The following is a 19,835-nucleotide window of genomic DNA, read 5'->3' as shown; positions in this document are numbered from 1 at the left end:
CAAGATGATACCCTACGCATTTGATTACGCCCGGCCCGAGTCGGTCGAGGAGGCACTGGACCTGCTCGACGACGACGCCAAGATCCTGGCCGGTGGTCACAGCCTGGTACCAGCGCTGAAGCTTCGGCTGAGCGCTCCCGGCAAACTGATAGATATTGCCCGTATCCCCTCGCTCAAGGGCATACGCGAAGAAAACGGTGAGATTGTGATTGGAGCGGGTACTACCCACGACGAGATCATGAAGTCAGATCTGATCAAACAGCACCTCCCCATGTTTGCCGAAGGTGCCGCCCTCATTGGCGATCCTATGGTACGGCATAAAGGTACTCTTGGAGGTAGTTTGGCCCACGCCGACCCCTCGGCCGACTGGCCCGCTATGGTCATTGCGGCCGATGGTGAGGTTGTACTACGGGGTAAAAATGGCTCGCGCTTGGTAGCCGCGGCTGATTTCTTCATTGGCTTCTACTCAACGGCTCTGGAAGAAGGCGAGATCATTACCGAGATTCGCCTTCCTGTTCCGGCCGAGGGTACTCGTATGAACTACCAGAAGTTTGCCCAGCCGGCCTCGCGCTTCGCCATTGTAGGCTGCTCGGTGGTACGTCATCCGGATGGCTCCGTACGGGTAGCCTTCACCGGAGTATCCGACGCACCTTTCCGCGATACAGGCGTGGAGGAAGCTCTCTCGGGTCAGCAGCTTACAGATGATGTCATTGAGGCAGCAGCAGCCAAAGCCGCCCAAGGCGTATCCCTCAACAGCGACCACTTCGCTACAGAGGAGTACCGTCAGCACCTGGCCCGCGTGTACTGCAAACGAGCCCTGAAGGCGGTGGCATAGCTCTATCTCGCTTTTGATTAAAACCTTGAAGTTGGGCCGTCACCCCTCGGACCGGCTTCAAGGTTTTATAGTTTGGGGCACTTTCTTTATCATAGTGTCAAAGGGAGGTAGGTACAGAGGACACAAAACTTTACTCTTAGATACTCTGGGCCATCACTCTGCGTACCTCTGTGGTTAACCTAATTTTTAATATTTATGCACAATCAGGAATTAGAAAGAATAGCTGATCTCCTCCAGTCCCAGGGCTACATTACCGACCCCAGCGTAACCATGGCGGTGTACCTCTCCATGCAGCTGCAGAAACCCCTGCTCATCGAAGGGCCAGCCGGAGTAGGCAAAACCGAAATAGCCAAGGTAATGGCGCGAGCGCTGGATACCGACCTGATCCGCCTGCAGTGTTACGAAGGGCTGGACGCTACCCATGCCCTCTACGAGTGGAATTACCAGCGGCAACTCCTGCACCTGAAAATGGTGGAAGCACAAAGTACAGGTACCACTCAGGACCTGGAAGAAGAAATCTTCGGGGAGAAGTTCCTGATGAAGCGTCCCCTTCTAGAAGCCATCACCTATCCAAAGAAACCGGTACTGCTCATCGACGAGGTAGACCGGGCCGATGAGGAGTTTGAAAGCTTCCTGCTCGAGGTACTTTCGGACTGGCAGATTACTATCCCTGAGGTAGGTACCATCAAAGCCACGCACATCCCGCAGGTGATCGTGACCGGCAACCGCATCCGGGAGCTATCAGAAGCCCTGCGCCGACGCTGCCTCTACCTCTGGATTGATTATCCTGATTATGAAAAGGAGCTGGCCATTGTGCGAGGTAAAGTACCACAAATCAATGAACAACTGGCGGAACAGATCTGCCGCTTTATGCAGGAGCTGCGTAAGCTACGGCTGGAAAAAACACCCGGTATCGCCGAAACCATCGACTGGGCCCGGGCGCTATCCATCCTCCATTTTGATCATTTACCCAAAGACATTGTCGAGCAAACACTGGGTGTAGTGCTGAAAGACTGGAAGGATACCCGCACCGCCCAGCTATCGCTTAGTGAACTGTACGAAAAGACGGGCGTGGTTTCAAAATTTGATAACTTATAAAACTTAGAGCCGTATGCTTTATGCAATTGGTTTACTTCGTTCGGCGTATGCTTGCACTGATTTGCAATCAGTGCATACTCAAATAGCGTTTATAACGCGTATGAGCAGCGACGGTTATAAAATAGCATTGGCTAATTTCGCGTTAAAAACGCTAGTAGATCCAACCCTGATTACAAATCAGGGTTAGCACCAAATAAAATGCTTATAGCATAAAGCCTACAGCAAATAAAAGCCTATGATCAACCGCCGTACCGACCTGACCAGTAACGTAGTTGACTTTTGTAGATTCCTTCGCTCACATGATTTCAGGATTGGATCGGAGGAAGAGGCTACGGCTCTACGGGCCATGTCGCTGGTTACGCCCGACGATCGTTCCCGCTTTGCGCTGGCCTTACAGGTAGCACTTACACATAATGCACAGCAAGTTCAGCAGTTTCCGGAGCTGTTTGATCAGTACTGGAAGGAACTGGAGAAAGCGGTGGATAGCAAAACCAAAGACAGCCGGAAGAAGAACGGAAAGCAGAATGGTACTCAGCAGCCTTCCTTCGATGCCCTGAAAAGCTGGCTGAACGGTCAAAAGAACAACGAAGAAACAGAAACGGCCAGCCACTCCATTACCGAAACACTTAGCCAGAAAGACTTTTCGCTGGTACCCGCCGACCAGTTGGCGGAGCTTGTCAGAATTATACAGGAAGTATCGCAGGCACTGGCCCGTAAGCTGAACCGCCGCCGGGAGAAATCGCATTCTGCACAAGAATTTGACTTGAAGAATACTCTGCGTCGTAACCTGCGCCGGGGAGGCGAACTGGTAGAATTAGTGTACAAACGTCCGCGTCGAAACCGGGTACGGCTGGTGGTACTGGCCGATGTGAGTAAGTCCATGGACCTGTACAGCACCTTCCTGATCCAGTTTCTGTACGCCTTCCAGTCGGTATTTCGACGGATCGAAACCTTTGTCTTCAGTACCCAGCTTCACCACGTCACGGCGGACCTCAAGCAGCAGAGTTTTCAGGAGGCCCTGCGGGAATTGTCGGAGCATACGGCCGGCTGGTCGGGCGGGACCCGCATCGGGCCTAGCCTATGGACGTTCGCCAACGACTACGGGCGTTTGCTTAATAGAGAGACGCTGGTCATTATCCTGAGCGACGGCTGGGACACAGGCGATCCGAATGTACTGGCCGAGGCCATGCAGCGCATCCAGCAGAAGTCCTGCAAGGTGATCTGGCTGAATCCATTAGCTGGTAATCCTACCTATCAACCCCGTACAGCAGCCATGCAGGCAGTTCTTCCATACGTCGATGTATTTGCCTCTGCTCATAACATAGAGAGCCTGAAAGCACTTGGTAAGTGGCTTTAAGTAAGCTCGCTCCTACTGACGGGCTATGGGGTCAGGCTTTCCGTCCGGGTCATTTTTAGCAGTGCCCCGCAAAGGGATATTCCGTCCTCGAATGAGCATAAGCCCTGCCACGTGCGGAGCAGCCATAGAGGTACCACTGGCAATGGCATAGCGCCCGTTGGCATAGGTAGAAGGAATTCTGACACCGAAGGCACTTACATCTACCGCCGTACCGAAGTTAGAGAAGCTGGCGAAGGTCTCTGTACTGTCTATGGCCGATACCGTTACAACATTCTGGTGATTAACGCGAGCAGGCGAATAGCCATCTACATTAATGCCTTTATTACCGGCCGCAATGGCAAACAGAATACCCTTATCGGCGGCGGCACGTATCTCCTGATCCAGGCGGTAGGAGCTGAACTCTCCGCCCAAACTAATATTCACCACATCACCCGCCTTCGCACTCTGGCTGATATAGGATAGAGCTGCAACTAGCCCCGAAAGGGTTCCCTCTCCTTCCTTATCCAGGATCTTGATGGGTACTACCTTAGCGCCGGGTGCTACCCCCAGCATACCCACATTATTGTTTTTAGCGCCGATAATACCTGCCACATGAGTACCATGCCCGTTTAGATCATCCGCGGAGGTTTGTCCCTCCACAAAAGAGCGGGCACGGGTAGCATCTACATTCAGGTCGGGATGATCTAGGTCAATGCCGGTATCTACCACCCAGGCAGTTCGGGTTTCGTTGTTGAGGCCACCGTAGCCGGTCTTGACGATATTCCAGGTAGTAAGGCGGGGAGCCAGTACAGTAATGCAGGAACAAAGCGAAATCCGCCGGTCCGGCTCCACCTGCTCTACGGCAGGGTCAGTACTTATTTCGTTTGCCTCCGCTTGGGTAAGATGCGCCACCAGAGCCAACTGATCCCCCTCAATATACCGCTCAATGCTACTCTCTTCCACCCCAATCCGACCAGCCGCCATGCGTGCATTAGAAGCTCCGCCTGCCGTACCGGGCTTCAAGGTTACGATATACGTACCTTCAATAATTTCACCATTACCGGCGGCCGCCTGTACTAGACAATCCTCGGCAGGTCCAACTTCTTTTTGTTCACAGGATACGATAAACAGGAGCAGGCTTACCACGCTCCACCACTTTGCCAGGCTCACAATCATTCTTTGAGGGGATATTATTTTAGAGAAATTAGCGTAGAGAAAGGGGCATAGAGTAGGTTTATTGTTGTAGATGTGTATAGTAACGAGTAGGTTAGGGGATCTATTTTAATTTCTGCAAATGAAGAAAAAACGCAGGTGTTATAGCCTACTGACCGACTGCTATAACCCCTGCGTTTCTAAAAAGATTCTTTGCTATATTCTTCCCTATACTCCCTTGGCCCCTACATAGAAGTTCCGATCCACCGTTAGTGATTTAGCACCTTTGGCCTTCATCGTTTTCCAGGAGGTTGTGGGTGAAATAAATTCATATTTGCCTCCATCCAAAGCCACTTTTACTGGCATATCAAAGCCTTCGATGGCGTTGGTCCAGCGGTAGCGAAGATTATTTCCTTCAAAGGTGTACTCCAATGTCGGAATCCGGATGTCGCGCAGGTACTGGTCGAATACCTTGCTCAGGTCCTTGCCTGACTGCTTGCTGAGGTAGTTCTCAATTTGGGAGCCATCGACTGTTTTATGGTAGTAGGTCTTGTTCAGGCCGCGCAGGATCTGACGCCATTTAGTATCATCATTAACGATTTGTCGGATGGTGTGCAGCATGTTGCCGCCCTTGTAGTACATATCACCCGAGCCCTCGTGGTTGACCCCGTGAATACCTACAATAGGAGCTTTATTCTGAATCAACCGGCGGGTACCTGTTACGTAATCGGAGCCAGCTTCCTTGCCGTAGTAGTACTCCGTAAAGAGGTTTTCGGAGTAGTTGGTGAAGCTCTCGTGTACCCACATATCGGCCACATCGTTGTAGGTAATGTTATTGGCAAACCACTCGTGCCCGCTTTCATGGATAATGATGAAGTCCCATTTCAGCCCCCATCCCGTACCTGACAGGTCTTTACCCAGGTAGCCATTCTGAAAACCGTTGCCATACGTAACTGAACTCTGGTGCTCCATACCCAGGTAAGGTACCTGCACCAGCTTATAGCCATCCTCGTAGAACGGGTACGGTCCAAACCAGTGCTCGAAAGCTTTCAACATCAGCGGTACCTGCTTAAACTGCTCCTTGGCTTTGGTAAGATCCTCGGGTAGTACGTAGTAGCTCAGGTCCAGCTTCCCTTTTTCGCCTTGGTAGCTTTCATTCCAGGTCACGTAGTTCCCGATGTTCATGTTGACCCCGTAGTTGTTGATCGGGTTATCTACGTACCAGTGGAAGGTGCGGGTACCGTCGCTGTTTTCGGTAGTCTTTCGCAAACGGCCATTAGATACATCCATCAAATCCTTGGGCGTGGTAATGCTGATGAGCATGCTGTCGGGTTCGTCATACATGTGGTCTTTGCAGGGCCACCAGACGCTGGCTCCAAGACCCTGACAGGACGTAGCTACGAAGGGCTGTCCCTGGCTGTCGCGCTCCCACTGTACGCCTCCCTCCCAGGGTGGCCGGGTAGCTACCTTGGGCTTTCCTGAATAAAATACCTCGACTGACTCCTGCTGCCCTTCCTTCTGCGCTTTTTTCAGGGATACGAAATACGCGTTCCCCTCCCGACGAAATGCCAGCTCCTCGCCTCCCTGTACTACCTTATCCACGCGCAGGGGCGGCTGCAGGTCTACCTGCATGGTTTGGTAAGGCTTTAGTACTTTGTAGTGAATGGTAGTACTTCCGCGCAGACTGCTATCTGAAGGCATGGCCCGTACGTCCAGGTGGTAGTAAGTAAGGTCCCACCAGCTCCTCTCGGGAGTGATGGAGCCACGTAATGTATCCTGACGGGTAAACTGGGGCCGCTGCTGGGCAGAAGTAAGCAGGGGCAGGAAGAGGAAGGCAGAAAGGATGTATTTTTTCAGCATGGTACGTTATTCAGGCTATAGAGTAAAAACGCAGAAAGCGGACCAAAATTTAGTCCGCTTCCAATATAGAGAAAATACCAGAATACTACTTCTTCTCGAGCACCTCCATGGAGTTAAGCTCGGGCCCACCACCTCGGTTGGCCGAGCCTGCTACGATGTACACTTTGCCGTTGAGTACCGCGGCTCCTGTACCATGACGTCCCTGGTGCAGGGAAGGCAGCCGCTCCCAGCGCTTGGTTTTAGGGTTGTAGCCTTCTACCTCGCTATGGGCCGGTACCTGCGTATCGCTTTCGCCACCCATCACTAATATGCGAGGTCCAAAAGCTACCGTCGTATTTCCTGCACGCAGCGTAGGCAGGTTTTGTGAGGCATCGAGGGTAGTCCATTTGTTGGTTTTGAAATCATACACATCTACTTCCGGAATAGTCCGGTTCAGTACCTGATTGATCTTGGCGGTAGACAGGCGTCCGCCGGCTACGTAGAGCTTGTTGTCCAGTACGGCCACTGATACGTGGTCGCGGGGACGCGGCGCATCGGGAAGTTGCCGCCAGGTCTGAGTCTTGGGATCATACTCATCAAACCAGGCTACGTGGCCGTCCCAGTGCCCATCCTGAATACCATTGATAAGGTAGATTTTGTCGTTATGGACGAAGGCACCCGCTGCTCCCCGCCGACGTGCTTCGGGTATCTCAGGTCCCTTGCGCCATTCGTCCTTTTCAGGGTTATAAATGTAAATATTAGGGATGGGAGTTTCGTGTGGGTACCCTCCGGTAAAGGCTCCCAGTACATATACCTCTCTCCCGTGCGACACCGCCTGGAAGTGGTGCATCTCCATCGGTGTCTGGCTCTTACTGGTCCAGGTGTCTTTCTTCGGATCATAGACATCCACCGGCCGCATCCCCCGGCCACCTAACAGATACAGCTTCCCGTTGGCGGCGGTCATAGAATTTTCGTGTCTTTTTTCGGGTAGGCTTTGCGGTTCGGCGGCCTTCCACTCCTGGGCTAGTACAGAGCCCGCCGTAGCCAGCATGCCAAGAGCTATAAAGGAAAGGGTATGTAGTGTTTTCATAGGTTTATGAGTGTTTTACATAGCGTATATAGGTGAATAGCACTATTGTACTAGTAATAAAGCAGGAATCTGCCGTTTATAATATATCCTATGCAAATTTGTATCAGCAAAGAGCAGAAAGCAAGTACCCGCTCCTCTGATACACATACGTTACCAATAAAGTAATAAGTACCCACTTGACCTACGTCATCACCGAAAACAGCCTGATTGGCAAGCTTAAAGATCCGGGCAGCGAAGCAGATATCTATCTGCCCGAAGCCGACTTCAACTTCCTCAAAGCCTATGCCTTGCAGGAAGATGCGGAGCCGGTGCTACGGTACTTTGCGCAGCGGGGAAGGGAGTACCTGCGGGTGGGCCAGTGGGTAGGGCTCCTACAGGCTAATACTACTTCCATTGAAGTATTGCCTAAGATCACGCCGGATACCGCTACTACCAATCAGGTGGTACAGGCGCGGGCTTCGCTGCTACGTATGCTCCGGGCGGTCCCCCAACTACCCTTTCGGCTCCTGCCGGAGGCGCATCTCCATCAGACCACTTCCCTGTCGCTACCCGAGATACTGTTGACACTCTTCGTGCAGCAAGCTGAAAAACTCTTGCACCAAGGGTTGCGCACGGACTATATCTCGGTGGAGCGTGAACAACAATTTGTGAAGGGCAGGGTACAGCTCCATCGGCAACCGCACCGGCAGGCCCTTCACCCCGAGCGACTACCAGTCGTATACGATGAGCGCACGCGTAACAATGCACCCAACCGCCTGCTCAAAGCCTGCCTGCGGCAGATCCAGCAAGGTGTATGGGCGAACCGGGTACGTCAGTACCTATTTGCGATGGATGATATCCCTGCCTCCACAGACTGGCAGGCCGACCTGGCACTGGCTCAGAAAACCAACCGCTCGTTTGCTACCTATGCCTGGCTGTGGCCCTGGGTACAGTGGCTATTAGGAGGTCAGGCACCGGGTGCTTCGGCGGGAGACAGCCATTTACCCGGCATGCTTTTTCCGACGTCCCGCCTGTTTGAGATGTACGTAGCGGCGGCTCTGCAGCGGCACCTGCCTACAGACTATATGGTGCAGACACAGGAAGCACTGCACTACCTGCTTAGTGATCCGGGCGGTAATCCTCAGTTTAAGTTAAAACCGGATGTGGTCATACGGTGGGGCAATACAGTATGGGTACTGGATACTAAGTGGAAGCAGCTATCCTCAACCCGTCACCACGGTGTGGATCAGGGGGATCTGTATCAGCTATACGCCTATGGCCAGCGGTATCAGAGCGAGGCTACGCAGGTCAGGCTGGTGCTGCTTTATCCACGTACCGCCGCTTTTCAGGAAGCTCCCGCTCCTTTCTATTACGACGCCCAACTACCGCTGTACCTGATACCTGTTGACTTGTCCATAGCACCGTCTGAGATGGTTAATCAACTTTGGAAGGTCATAGCAGCCAGCTAACTAGTAGCCTGTAAAGCAGGTATGCAAGCGGGCAGCTCCCGCGCCTTTTCACTCGGACCCGTGGTTAATTTCGACTTTATCCTTCTCTACCTTTAAAATATCGGCCATCTTTGCCTATTCAAAAAATTACTATACCTATACCTGCTTATGAAATTAGCGTTCAGTATCCTGTTGAGCTTTATCACTCTCGCAGCAACAGCCCAGAAGAAACAGAGTAAAGAAGAGTGGCAGCAATTATTCAACGGCAAAGATCTGAGTGGCTGGGACATCAAGATCCGTGGCCACGAACTCAACGAAAATTATGGCAATACCTTCCGGGTGGAGGATGGTAAGATGGTAGTTCGCTATGACCAGTATGATGACTTCAAGTTCCAGTACGGACATATCTTCTACAAAAAGCCCTTCTCGTATTATCGGGTAGCAGTTGAGTATAGATTTGTGGGTGAGCAGCCCAAGGGGGGCGAAGGCTGGGCGAAGCGCAACAGCGGTATCATGGTACACGGACAACCCGCTGCTACCATGGGCAAAGATCAGGATTTCCCGATATCCATTGAAGTACAGCTATTGGGTGGCCTGGACAAAGGCGAGCGTACTACCTGTAACCTATGTACGCCCGGTACGCACGTAGTGTATGAAGGCAAGCTGGACACCCGCCACTGTATCAACTCTACCTCCAAAACCTACAACGGTGACCAGTGGGTACGGGCCGAAGTACTGGTCCTGGGTGATTCGCTGATCAGGCACTATATCAACGGAGAGCAGGTACTCGAATACCAGAAACCCCAGATTGGTGGCGGCGTAGTAAGCGGATTTGACCCACAGTTCAAGGTTGATGGCAAACTACTGGCCGAAGGCTCTATCTCACTGCAAAGCGAAAGCCATCCGGTAGAGTTTAGAAAAGTAGAGATTCTGGATCTGAAAGGCTGTATGGATCCTAAGGCTACCAACTTTAAGTCGTACTACGTAAAAGCTGATAATACACTTTGTACCTACGGCAAGAAGAAGTAGAGCATTACGCTTGTTTCTGAAGCGATACAGCCCCTTTGTCTTTATCCCTGCTGACTACCTTCCGGGTAGGTTCGGCAGGGATTTCTTCAAAAAAGTACGTCCGCTTTTCATCCAGATCGTCGTAGGTGTACATGATGCGCCCCTGGTTGCGGTAAGTGTACTTGATCAGCATAAAATCGCCCAGACAGCCCAGCGAGTGCAGAATAAGGAGTAAGAACCAGAGCAACCGCAGACCGGGTACAGCGGCTATTAAGATTACGAGCAGCAGAGAAATTACTACAAACGGCATAGCGGCCACCAGGGCATTCTCACGGAGCGTCATGACAAAGCGTTGCGCATAGGAATACACCATCAGGCTTTTCAGGGAGTAGCCAAAGCCTACTTTTTCGGCTCCCAGGTACTTGAATACCAGAGCATGGATGCCTTCGTGTACCGGCAACGCGACAAAAAAGAACGTCACAAAAGCAAGTGCTACCTGAAATAAAGGGGATACAATAAATCCATTTCCTTCTGCTTTCAGTATAGTCCCTACCAGCCATCCGATCACTCCCCCTGTACCAATAGAGGCTACAAGAATCAACACCAGCCCGGAGGCCTTCAGCGTACGCGCCTGAGAATGGCTAAGCTTGCTGGTTTTAGCCTCACGGGCTAAGAACTCAGCCATTTCATCAATCGAAAAAGACTCAACAAGCCGGTACTGATCCGACTCGTACAGATCCTGGACGGAGGGTTTGCTCATCTTTCTAGATGACATTATTTAGTTAAGGAGGAGAGTTGCAACAAGATGTACAAAAATTATTTATCTTTCATAATCACACACTAATAAATGTGCCTCATGAAGGATAATTTTTCAGAACAGGCCACACGTTATGCACAGTACAGACCTACCTATCCGGCGGCTCTCGTGGAGAAGCTTGCATCACTGGCTCCGGCCCGACAGGCAGCTTGGGACTGTGGCACGGGAAATGGACAACTAGCCATACTCCTGTCAGACTATTTTGACTGGGTCATAGCCACTGATATTAGCCAAAAGCAACTGGCAGAAGCACCGCAGAGGAGCAATATCACTTATCTCATAGAGCCAGCAGAGCATACTTCAGCTCCTGACGCGGCCTTTGATCTGATTACTGTCGCGCAGGCCATCCACTGGTTTGATTTTGAAAAATTTTATCGAGAAGTTAATCGTGTACTTCGCCCGGAGGGAGTCCTGGCGGTTATAGGGTACGGTCTGTGTCGCATTTCGACTAAGATAAACCCGATCATCGATAATTTTTACACCCATGTCGTAGGCTCTTACTGGGATCCCGAGCGCCGCTATCTGGACGAAGAGTATAAAACTATTCCTTTTCCATATAAAGAAATTGTTATATCGGGATCGTATCTGATACAGTATGACTGGTCACTCTCCACCTTTACTAATTATCTGCGGACCTGGTCTGCCGTACGTCATTTTCAGCAAGTTAACCAGTACGACCCAGTAGTCGGTTTAGAGGCGACACTGGTCGCTTTTTGGGGAGAAGGAGTCCAAAAAGTTGAGTTTCCCCTTCTTCTGCGTGTAGGTATCCTGAAAGATATCTAAACAAAACGCCCTTTTATTGCTTATTACATATTGCGCCTCCTCTGTCATTTCCTGAACGATACCTCTTAACCCTGAACCGCTTAGGCCTATGGCATACCTGTACACTCTCATCTACTTCCGCCCCACTCCCACTCATTTATTCCTTCTTACCTACCGCCATTGGCTTTCAAACGCAACCCGAAATACTTTTCGCTGGGCTGCTTCCGGGGCATTGATTCTATTATTACAAGCCTATGCGACTGCTCAGCCTGTACAACCCGCTGGTCTGTACACCTACGGACAAGCAGGCGGCTACGTATCGACGGATGCTGCAACGCCTTTCTGGCTGAAAGCCAATCAGTGGGGCCGTACGCCTACATCTACCCCTACGGCCTCGGCACTTTTGGGCCTTCACTACGACTCTAGGTTCGACATAAAGGATAGTACCCGGACTGGTTCACGCTCGTTTAGCTGGGGAGCAGGCGTTGAAGGGGTATTGAATGCAGGGGCTGATCCACAAGCACTTCTTCCCGAAGCCTATGCCAAAGTTGGCTGGAAGTTTCTAGAGTTAATAGCCGGACGCCGCCGTGAAGTATTTGGCGTAATGGATACCACGCTTACTTCTGGTTCCTACTCATGGGCCGGTAACGCCTTACCCATACCCAAAGTACAGATTCGAATTGCCGACTACGTATCCCTGCCTTTTCTCCACGATTACGTTGGTATCAAAGGTACCTTCTCGCACGGATGGTTTAATACGCCATACATTCAGAAGGTGCTGCTACATCAAAAAAATATTGCTGCACGCTTCGGGCCGGCCAAGGGGCGCTTTCATTTATTCGCAGGCTTGAATCACCATGCTACCTGGGGAGGAGAAGCCGAGTACCTGCTCAATAGCCCCGTAGCTGTCAATGGTAAACTGACCCGTTCGTTCCAGGATTTTATTTGGGGAATACTTTTGGGTAAGCTGCCTAAGCAATCCAAAAATGACCGATACACCGTATTTGATGGAACAAACCGGGTAGGTAACCATGTAGGCCACTACGATCTGGCTATGGACTACCGTTTTTCGGAAGGTACTTTGCTGCTGTACCATCAGCACCCATTTGAGGATGCTTCGGGCCTAGTATTCAGGAACTTCCCGGATGGATTATACGGTCTAAGCTGGAAACCCAAAATGCATCCTGATTATAAACCTCTTGTGCTACTAAGGGGGGCGCTACTTGAGTGGTTTTATTCCAAAAGCCAGTCGGGAGAAACGTTTGTAGTGCCCACTTCGCGCTTTATGGGCAACGACAACTACTTTAACCACGGACAATACCGGGAAGGATGGTCGTATTTTGGACGTGGATTAGGTACTCCCTTCATAACCCCACGGGCCGAGATCCGGGAAGATGTAGGAGGCGCCGGTGAGTTCTTCCCAAATAATAGCGTCGTTGCCTATCATATGGGTGTCGAAGCACTGGTGGCTAGCCGGGTTCTGGTCCGGGCTAAAGTATCGTACAGCCAGAACTTCGGTAATCATAACATAGCATTCAATCCGGAGGTACGTCAGCTTTCATCACTTGTAGGCTTTGAGCTGCCTGCCTTTTCCTGGGGCAATACGCGGCTAATTGGCCAGGTAGCTTATGACCGTGGCGATCTGTATCCAAAAGCAGTGGGAATGTACCTGGGGCTCAGGACTACGGGATGGAGTACCCGGCCAGCACCGGATATTCTTCACCGACTTCCCTTTTAAAGAACAGAGGCGAGCTCTTAGGGAGCTCGCCTCTGTTTCTAAGTCCATATATTATAAGCGAACTATCTCGGCACCAATCGCATTGAGACGCGTATCGATGTTTTGATAACCACGGTCGATCTGCTCGATATTATCAATAATACTTACGCCTTTGGCTGACATGGCAGCAATCAGCAGGGCCACCCCAGCCCGGATATCGGGCGAAGTCATACGGATGCCCCGTAGTTGCGTAGTCCGGTTCAGACCTACCACAATAGCGCGGTGCGGATCACATAGTACAATCTGTGCTCCCATCTCGATCAGCTTATCTACAAAGAACAGGCGGCTCTCGAACATCTTCTGATGAATCAGTACCGTTCCCTCTGCCTGCACGGCCGTCACCAGTACTATGCTGAGCAGGTCAGGCGTAAAGCCCGGCCAGGGAGCATCGGCAACGGTCATGGAAGAGCCATCCAGGAAGGTCTCAATGCGGTAGCGCTCCTGAGCGGGTATGAATATATCATCTTCACGGAACTCCATCTGAATACCCAGCCTTTTGAATATGTCAGGCATGATACCAAGCATCGGGATCTGGCAGTTCTTGATGGTGATCTCCGACTGAGTCATAGCCGCCAGACCAATGAAGCTACCAATCTCAATCATATCGGGAAGCATGGTATGCTCAGTACCGTGCAGCTCGGATACACCCTCAATGGTCAGCAGGTTGGAGCCTACGCCGGAGATTTTGGCTCCCATGCGATTCAGCATCCGGCACAACTGCTGCAGATAAGGCTCGCAGGCCGCGTTATAAATGGTAGTAGTACCTTCGGCCATAACTGCGGCCATCAGTACATTGGCAGTACCCGTTACCGAAGCTTCATCCAGCAATATATATGCTCCTTTAAGGTTGGTTGCATCTACCTTGTAGAAGCCATCGTCATCGCTTGAAAAGGAAAACTTGGCTCCTAGCTTTTCGAAACCTATAAAGTGGGTATCCATGCGACGGCGACCGATTTTGTCTCCGCCCGGGCGAGGAATACGCCCCTTACGGAAGCGGGCCAGCATCGGTCCCAGCAGCATCACCGAACCACGAAGCGCTGATCCTTTCTGACGATACGAGTCAGACTCCAGATGCTCCACGTGTACATCACTGGCTTCGAACCGGATCGATGAGTCGCTCAGGCGATTTTGACGAACGCCCAGGTCGGCCAGCAGGTCGATCAGCTGATTTACATCACGGATATTAGGTATATTATGAATTGTAACGGGTTCCTTGGTGAGTAGTACTGCGCATAGGATCTGCAGAGCCTCATTTTTAGCTCCCTGGGGTATCAGTTCTCCTTTAAGGCGGCAGTCACCTGCAATTTTGAATGAAGCCATAAGTAATTGAAAAGTCTTGGAAAATGCCGTAAAAGTCTTGGCTATCAAAATAACGACTCAATCAGCAGATGGTTTTACATTTGCTGATTGTAAGATCTCTTGATGCTAAATTAGTATATTAAATACTCAAACATCCGAAACCGGCTTTGGGTAGGAGATCCAAGCCGGCAGCCGGATAAAAAGGTAGCTCAGCCGGATTACAAGTTTTATTTCCTGCGGTTCCGGTTATTGTTATTATTGTTGTTATTGCGGTTTGAGTACTTATTGTTATTGTGCCGATTACGATTATTGCTGGAGTTATTGGAAGACCGGTCATTGTTGTTATTGTAACCACTGGTCTGCGCCTGATAGCCCGTAGGCTGGCTGTTCCGGCCACGCTCCGGATTGCTGTTCCTGTCTTTGGGGGAAGCTTCTATTGGTCCATTCTGACGAATATAGTCGATCTCTTCCTTCAGCTGTCCATCCGCCAGGATCTCCATATGCTCCAGTAGCACGACATCCTCCGGATTATCCTTGTTCCAGGTGTTATAGAATGAGCGCATCAACCGGAACAGGTACGATACAAAAGCCAGACGATCGTCCTTGTCTTCGGTCTGTATGGCTTTCTCTACCAGTAGCTCCACATTCCGGCCGTAGTGGCGAAAATTAAGATTCTGCTGATTGTAATCCACTCTTAGGGGTTTGCGGCCCAGTACTTCTTTGGACGGCGGTGGATAGGGACTGTCAACATCCAGTTCAAAACCCGATATGATATAGAGATCGTCCCAGAGCTTGTTGTAGTAGTCCTGATTATCCTTCATGTTAGGATGAATCTGACGCATTAGCTCCACCAAAATATGCGCGTAGAGAGTGCGCTTTTCGCGATCCTGCATGGCAGTGATGTGATCCGCGAGTTTTTGTACGTTGCTACCGTATTCTTTCAAGAGCGTGAAGATTTTTAGAATGACAAAATTAAGAAGTTTTTTCTGAGAAAAAAGTTGGTGTAACTCATTAGCAGCAGGTCCGCGTTAGATTTCGTACTTTTGCAGGCCCAAATTGAAACCAGTAGAATTTCAGACTTTATGCATCCACTAGTTCGCCTGTACCAACGCGACATCAAACAAACCTTTCAGCTGAGTATCCCGATCGTGGTAGCCCAGTTGGGAGTGGTACTGATGGGCGTAACTGACAACCTGATGATCGGGCGGCTGCTGGGCGCAGTTCCGCTGGGAGCCTCCGGTATAGCCACTTCGGTCACCTTCCTCATTGGCAGTATCGGGGTTGGTGGACTTTCCATTGTATCGGCGCTGGTATCACAGGCCTACGGCAAGGGCGAAAAGGCCGAGATCAACCGGCTGTACAGAGCGGGTATTCAGGTAGCTCTCCTACTAGGAGCCGTACTGGGGGTTATTGGTCTGCTGGCTGCCTGGCAGTTCCAGATCTTCCGTCAGACGCCCGATATTACGGAACTGGCCCGCCCTTTTATGATCATTATTACTATATCTAACCTACCCCTGCTGCTGTTCATAGCTGTGCGTCAGCTCTGCGACGGGCTCTCCCGCCCCAGGGTGGCTATGTATATTACCATGTCTGCCCTGGTACTGAACGCCCTTCTAAACTACGCACTCATCCTATATATGGGCTTCTTGGGAGCCGCCGTAGGCACCCTGCTATCCCGGATCTACATGGCCGGAGCTATATGGTACTACGTAAAGCGTGACGCCTTTTTCCGGCCTTACCTGATAGCTTCCGGCCTGGCCACTTCTTTACAGAACCTTCGTGTAAAAATCCTGAAACTTGGCTTACCGGGTGGTTTCCAGTTTTTCTTTGAGATCGCTGCCTTCTCCCTGGCTGTGATCATGATTGGTTGGCTGGGCGAACCACAACTGGCCGCACACCAGATAGCTATCAATATGGCGTCTACTACGTACATGATGGCCACCGGTATTGCCGCCGCGGGTAGTATCCGGGTAGGTATGGCCGTCGGACAGCAAAGTATACAAGCCGTCAGGAGAGCGGGCACGGCGGCCTTCCTGCTGGTGACGGTATTCATGGGTCTGTGCTGCATCCTATTCCTGACTGCTAATGACTGGCTCGTTAGCCTCTACATCCGTGATAATGCCGAGGTGGCTACCATCGCCGCGGGGCTGGTTATTATTGCCGGCTTTTTCCAGCTTTCGGATGGTATACAGGTCGTGGGGCTGGGTACTTTGCGTGGTATTGCCGATGTCAATGTACCTACGGTTATTACCTTATTTGCCTACTGGGGCCTGGCCCTGCCTATGAGCTATGTACTGGCCTTCCCGCTGGGTATGGATGTAACGGGTGTTTGGATAGGTCTGTCGGTAGGTCTGACGGCCTCAGCGCTGCTGCTCACCATACGGTTTTACCGGAAGCTTCGTCAGATCAAACTGGATGAGGTCAAGCCCGAAGCGGTGAGTGGTCATTAATCATCCGTGGCTGCTACACATACAATAGCATCAGGGGGATCAGGTTAAAAAGGGCGTGCTGCAGTACCGCGTGCACAAAGCCAAACCGCATCCGGACGTAGCCGTTAAAGAGTCCAAATACAATCTGCTGCACTGTAATAAAGGGAGCCAGCAGCCAGACGCTCAGGGTTAGATCGGCTACATTGAAAATATGCATCAGGCCGAAGAGCAGCGATGTTATATAGAAGATACTGCCGAAGTACCGATGCCATCGTCTGCTGACGGAAGCCTCCAGCAGCGGTACACTCAGCAACGCAAACATGGTAAGTCCGGCCACCGCAGCCATGGTGACCATCAGATAGAAACCCGGCTGATCCAATACATTCAGGATATTGGTTGAGTACGTACCTCCAAACGGTAGCCAGTAAAACACGATCAACCCTACCGACACGGCTGTACGAGCCGGTGAGAAGCGGAGTCCCCAGCGGTAGGCTAGTTCTTCGACCAGCGGGGCCATCACCAGTGAGCCCACCACCAGTTCCACAAAACTCGTTGAATAGACCGTCTGTCGGGCCAGTTCCTGATCACTGAGTACTTTGGCCAGGGGCCTAATCAGCCACACATCGGCCACAATGGCTGCAATTCTGAAAATACTGAGGATCAGAAAGAGCCCAAAGACTACCCGCACCCGTACGGGTACTTCGGACAGCAAATAGGTGGGATGTCGTAGAAAATGGAGGAAGTCTTTGAGTATAAATCCCAGGCGCATACAGGAGCTAAAAGCCAATATAGTACAAAAGCGACTACCCCGGGGATAAGCCGGAGCAGTCGCTTTTATATTCGTTTATTAAATTATTTCTTCTTGGTACCTGCCAGGCTAGGCTCCTTTGAGAAATTGATCAGATCAGCCAGAATGCGACCGGTTTCGGTGATATACACATCCTTCTTCTTAGTCTCAGCCTTAGCGGTTGATTCATCCTCTTCGCCGTCTATCTCCGTTTCACCCAGCTTGCTCAGAGCAGCCCGCTTCTTTTCGGCTTCTTCGCGCTCTTTCTTACGCTTCGACTCCTGTAGAGAAATGGTCTTATCTTCACGAGCCTTGCGGAACAACGCCAGATCTTCGGTCAGCTTTTTCAGCTCCTCGTCACTGCGCAGACGCTGGTTATACTTATCGCTTACCTGAGATACCAGTTTATCACTGATATTATCAGTTACCTCAAAACGGGTAGAAGCGATCTGATCCCAGGGCAGGGCGCTTTTCTGCGAACCTTCACCGTACTCATTCGTTTTAAAAGCAGTAGGTAGTTCTACATCCGGCATTACACCGCGGAGCTGAGTACTGCTACCATTGATCCGGTAGAACTTAGCTACAGTCATTTTTACCTGACCCAACTGCTCGCTCTCCTTCGGCATCCACTGGTTCAGGTCGATCAGGGTCTGAACGGTACCTTTACCATAGGTTTGCTCGCCAACGATCAAGCCACGCTTATAGTCCTGAATGGCTGCCGCGAAAATTTCAGAAGCTGAGGCACTAAAACGGTTTACAATCACCGCCAGCGGGCCTGTATAAGCAACCGACGCATCAGTATCGGCCTGCACTTCAATATCACCCATCGACTCTTTTACCTGTACGACTGGTCCTTTGTTGATAAACAAGCCGGTCAGTGAGATCGCCTCGGTCAGTGATCCACCACCGTTGTTACGCAGGTCTATCACGATACCGTCCACTTTCTCGGTTTTTAGTTCATCGATCAGCTTCTGTACATCACGGGTCGTGCTGGAGAACTCCTTTTCACGCTGCTGTGCTCCTTCGAAGTCACGGTAGAAGGTTGGAATATCAATGACACCGATCTTATAATTCCTGTTGCCTTGGTTGATAGTCACTATCTCTTTCTTGGCTCCCTGCTCTTCCAGTTTTACTTTTTCACGCACCAGACGAATCTCCTTAGGAGGCGTGTTGGGCAGTGCATTAACAGGAAGTACTTGCAGACGTACTACAGTACCTTTGGGACCTTTGATCAGTTTGACAGCATCATCGACAAACCAACCGACGATATCCACAATTTTTCCGTCATCTCCCTGAGCCACACCTATAATACGGTCTTCCTTCTTCAGCTGCTTGCCTTTGAAGGCAGGACCACCGGGAATAACATCCACAATTTTTATGTAGTTGTCCTCTTCTCTCAACAACGCACCAATCCCTTCCAGCGACAGGCTCATATCCTGCTTGAAGCGATCAGCCGAGGTAGGTGACATGTAGTTGGTATGCGGATCAAGCGACTCGGCAAAGGCATTCATGTACATCTGGAATACCTGCTCGCTACGGATACGCTCCAGTCCGCGATCACGGTTCTTGTAGCGATCACGCAGGGTACTTACCACAGAGGAGTCAGCCTTACCGGCCAGCTTCAGATCTAGAGCTTCGCTCTTGATGTACTTGCGCCAGATATCATTCAGCTCCTCCGGACTTTTAGCCCAGGCGGCTTTTTCACGATCCGTATTAAGGTTTTCATCCAGTGTATAGTCAAAAGGCTTCGGCTGATTCAGCAGCTTCTGAATATACTCGCTACGCTCCTTGTACCGCTTACGAAACAGGTTGTACATATCGTAAGGTACCTGAAGCTCACCTTTGGTCAGAAAATCGTCGAATGAGTACCTATATTTATCAAATTGAGCCACATCCGATGCCAGAAAGTACAGTCGGTTGTGGTCAATATCACCCAGATACTTGTCATAGACTGCCGATGAAAGGGAGTCTGTCAGCTTCGTTTTGCGGTAATGATAATTACTTAAAATACGGGTTACTAATGCCTCCGCGCGAAACTGAGACGCAGTGGGTTGCAACTCCTCCTCCATAGCAGTATTCGATGACGACGCCAGCTCCATGCCTTGCTCAGGCACCGGCCGCTGCTGCCATCCCAGCAACACCACAGGTATCAGGGTGATCAGGTACTTTCTCATATTAA

The 19,835-nt window shown here is 50.9% G+C and carries 16 protein-coding genes; 8 read left to right on the top strand and 8 right to left on the bottom strand.

Features of this window, described 5'->3' with window-relative positions; genetic code table 11:
- The first annotated feature begins 4 nt into the window (after positions 1 to 4).
- The 3 genes from JUB14_RS26220 to JUB14_RS26210 all read left to right on the top strand — a co-directional run bounded on the left by JUB14_RS26220 (position 5) and on the right by JUB14_RS26210 (position 3,290).
- Entirely contained in the window at positions 5 to 835 is an 831-nt protein-coding gene (locus tag JUB14_RS26220) for an FAD binding domain-containing protein (protein WP_207509842.1), read from the top strand.
- A 195-nt stretch (positions 836 to 1,030) separates the two neighbouring features.
- The gene (locus JUB14_RS26215; protein ID WP_207509841.1) at positions 1,031 to 1,933 is read left to right on the top strand and encodes an AAA family ATPase; all 903 of its coding nucleotides are present in this window, start codon (positions 1,031 to 1,033) and stop codon (positions 1,931 to 1,933) included.
- 235 nt (positions 1,934 to 2,168) lie between these two features.
- Positions 2,169 to 3,290 (top strand): vWA domain-containing protein, encoded by a 1,122-nt coding sequence (locus JUB14_RS26210; RefSeq protein WP_207509840.1) that lies wholly within the window; start codon positions 2,169 to 2,171, stop codon positions 3,288 to 3,290.
- 12 nt (positions 3,291 to 3,302) lie between these two features.
- Here JUB14_RS26210 and JUB14_RS26205 read toward each other — a convergent pair whose 3' ends face one another.
- From JUB14_RS26205 to JUB14_RS26195, 3 genes are all read right to left on the bottom strand, one after another.
- Complete coding sequence (locus JUB14_RS26205) at positions 3,303 to 4,445, bottom strand: S8 family serine peptidase (RefSeq protein WP_207509839.1); 1,143 nt, start codon at positions 4,443 to 4,445, stop codon at positions 3,303 to 3,305.
- A 204-nt stretch (positions 4,446 to 4,649) separates the two neighbouring features.
- Positions 4,650 to 6,281 (bottom strand): M1 family metallopeptidase, encoded by a 1,632-nt coding sequence (locus JUB14_RS26200; RefSeq protein ID WP_207509838.1) that lies wholly within the window; start codon positions 6,279 to 6,281, stop codon positions 4,650 to 4,652.
- Positions 6,282 to 6,366: 85 nt separating this feature from the next.
- On the bottom strand, positions 6,367 to 7,350 hold the full coding sequence (locus JUB14_RS26195; RefSeq protein ID WP_207509837.1) for a Kelch repeat-containing protein: 984 nt from the start codon (positions 7,348 to 7,350) through the stop codon (positions 6,367 to 6,369).
- 176 nt (positions 7,351 to 7,526) lie between these two features.
- On the opposite strand from JUB14_RS26195, the gene JUB14_RS26190 reads away from it, so the two are divergent.
- Both JUB14_RS26190 and JUB14_RS26185 read left to right on the top strand, forming a co-directional pair.
- Positions 7,527 to 8,798: an McrC family protein gene (locus JUB14_RS26190; RefSeq protein WP_207509836.1), complete on the top strand. Its 1,272-nt coding sequence runs from the start codon at positions 7,527 to 7,529 to the stop codon at positions 8,796 to 8,798.
- A 147-nt stretch (positions 8,799 to 8,945) separates the two neighbouring features.
- Positions 8,946 to 9,806 carry a 3-keto-disaccharide hydrolase gene (locus JUB14_RS26185; protein ID WP_207509835.1) on the top strand — a complete coding sequence of 287 codons (861 nt, stop codon included), beginning with the start codon at positions 8,946 to 8,948 and terminating at the stop codon, positions 9,804 to 9,806.
- A 4-nt stretch (positions 9,807 to 9,810) separates the two neighbouring features.
- Here JUB14_RS26185 and JUB14_RS26180 read toward each other — a convergent pair whose 3' ends face one another.
- The gene (locus JUB14_RS26180; protein WP_207509834.1) at positions 9,811 to 10,545 is read right to left on the bottom strand and encodes a DUF3267 domain-containing protein; all 735 of its coding nucleotides are present in this window, start codon (positions 10,543 to 10,545) and stop codon (positions 9,811 to 9,813) included.
- Between the two features lie 96 nt (positions 10,546 to 10,641).
- Between JUB14_RS26180 and JUB14_RS26175 the strand changes: the two genes are divergently transcribed.
- Together JUB14_RS26175 and JUB14_RS26170 are read left to right on the top strand one after the other, a co-directional pair.
- Positions 10,642 to 11,385 (top strand): class I SAM-dependent methyltransferase, encoded by a 744-nt coding sequence (locus JUB14_RS26175; protein WP_207509833.1) that lies wholly within the window; start codon positions 10,642 to 10,644, stop codon positions 11,383 to 11,385.
- Between the two features lie 88 nt (positions 11,386 to 11,473).
- Positions 11,474 to 13,102 carry a capsule assembly Wzi family protein gene (locus JUB14_RS26170; protein ID WP_207509832.1) on the top strand — a complete coding sequence of 543 codons (1,629 nt, stop codon included), beginning with the start codon at positions 11,474 to 11,476 and terminating at the stop codon, positions 13,100 to 13,102.
- Positions 13,103 to 13,153: 51 nt separating this feature from the next.
- Here JUB14_RS26170 and murA read toward each other — a convergent pair whose 3' ends face one another.
- On the bottom strand, positions 13,154 to 14,461 hold the full coding sequence (gene murA, locus JUB14_RS26165) for a UDP-N-acetylglucosamine 1-carboxyvinyltransferase (RefSeq protein WP_207509831.1): 1,308 nt from the start codon (positions 14,459 to 14,461) through the stop codon (positions 13,154 to 13,156).
- A 206-nt stretch (positions 14,462 to 14,667) separates the two neighbouring features.
- Positions 14,668 to 15,384 (bottom strand): DUF4290 domain-containing protein, encoded by a 717-nt coding sequence (locus JUB14_RS26160; RefSeq protein ID WP_207509830.1) that lies wholly within the window; start codon positions 15,382 to 15,384, stop codon positions 14,668 to 14,670.
- A gap of 138 nt (positions 15,385 to 15,522) precedes the next feature.
- Between JUB14_RS26160 and JUB14_RS26155 the strand changes: the two genes are divergently transcribed.
- Positions 15,523 to 16,890, top strand: coding sequence for an MATE family efflux transporter (locus JUB14_RS26155; protein ID WP_207509829.1), 1,368 nt, complete (start codon positions 15,523 to 15,525; stop codon positions 16,888 to 16,890).
- 13 nt (positions 16,891 to 16,903) lie between these two features.
- Here the strand turns inward: JUB14_RS26155 and JUB14_RS26150 are convergent, their stop codons facing one another.
- Entirely contained in the window at positions 16,904 to 17,638 is a 735-nt protein-coding gene (locus JUB14_RS26150; RefSeq protein WP_207509828.1) for a CPBP family glutamic-type intramembrane protease, read from the bottom strand.
- A gap of 83 nt (positions 17,639 to 17,721) precedes the next feature.
- Positions 17,722 to 19,830, bottom strand: coding sequence for a carboxy terminal-processing peptidase (locus tag JUB14_RS26145; protein ID WP_207509827.1), 2,109 nt, complete (start codon positions 19,828 to 19,830; stop codon positions 17,722 to 17,724).
- Positions 19,831 to 19,835: the final 5 nt, after the last annotated feature.

Origin of the sequence: Telluribacter humicola (genome assembly GCF_017355935.1) — a bacterium.
Taxonomy (GTDB): domain Bacteria; phylum Bacteroidota; class Bacteroidia; order Cytophagales; family Spirosomataceae; genus Telluribacter; species Telluribacter humicola.
This window is presented reverse-complemented; position numbering and strand designations above follow the sequence as displayed.

What these genes read in the sequence shown, in the direction of transcription:
- JUB14_RS26155 (WP_207509829.1), top strand. Translation starts at nt 15,523, where the DNA reads ATGCATCCACTAGTTCGCCTGTACCAACGCGACATCAAACAAACCTTT.
- JUB14_RS26200 (WP_207509838.1), bottom strand. Translation starts at nt 6,281, where the DNA reads ATGCTGAAAAAATACATCCTTTCTGCCTTCCTCTTCCTGCCCCTGCTT.
- JUB14_RS26170 (WP_207509832.1), top strand. Translation starts at nt 11,474, where the DNA reads ATGGCATACCTGTACACTCTCATCTACTTCCGCCCCACTCCCACTCAT.
- JUB14_RS26185 (WP_207509835.1), top strand. Translation starts at nt 8,946, where the DNA reads ATGAAATTAGCGTTCAGTATCCTGTTGAGCTTTATCACTCTCGCAGCA.
- JUB14_RS26145 (WP_207509827.1), bottom strand. Translation starts at nt 19,830, where the DNA reads ATGAGAAAGTACCTGATCACCCTGATACCTGTGGTGTTGCTGGGATGG.
- JUB14_RS26210 (WP_207509840.1), top strand. Translation starts at nt 2,169, where the DNA reads ATGATCAACCGCCGTACCGACCTGACCAGTAACGTAGTTGACTTTTGT.
- JUB14_RS26150 (WP_207509828.1), bottom strand. Translation starts at nt 17,638, where the DNA reads ATGCGCCTGGGATTTATACTCAAAGACTTCCTCCATTTTCTACGACAT.
- murA (WP_207509831.1), bottom strand. Translation starts at nt 14,461, where the DNA reads ATGGCTTCATTCAAAATTGCAGGTGACTGCCGCCTTAAAGGAGAACTG.
- JUB14_RS26215 (WP_207509841.1), top strand. Translation starts at nt 1,031, where the DNA reads ATGCACAATCAGGAATTAGAAAGAATAGCTGATCTCCTCCAGTCCCAG.
- JUB14_RS26180 (WP_207509834.1), bottom strand. Translation starts at nt 10,545, where the DNA reads ATGAGCAAACCCTCCGTCCAGGATCTGTACGAGTCGGATCAGTACCGG.
- JUB14_RS26195 (WP_207509837.1), bottom strand. Translation starts at nt 7,350, where the DNA reads ATGAAAACACTACATACCCTTTCCTTTATAGCTCTTGGCATGCTGGCT.
- JUB14_RS26220 (WP_207509842.1), top strand. Translation starts at nt 5, where the DNA reads ATGATACCCTACGCATTTGATTACGCCCGGCCCGAGTCGGTCGAGGAG.
- JUB14_RS26205 (WP_207509839.1), bottom strand. Translation starts at nt 4,445, where the DNA reads ATGATTGTGAGCCTGGCAAAGTGGTGGAGCGTGGTAAGCCTGCTCCTG.
- JUB14_RS26175 (WP_207509833.1), top strand. Translation starts at nt 10,642, where the DNA reads ATGAAGGATAATTTTTCAGAACAGGCCACACGTTATGCACAGTACAGA.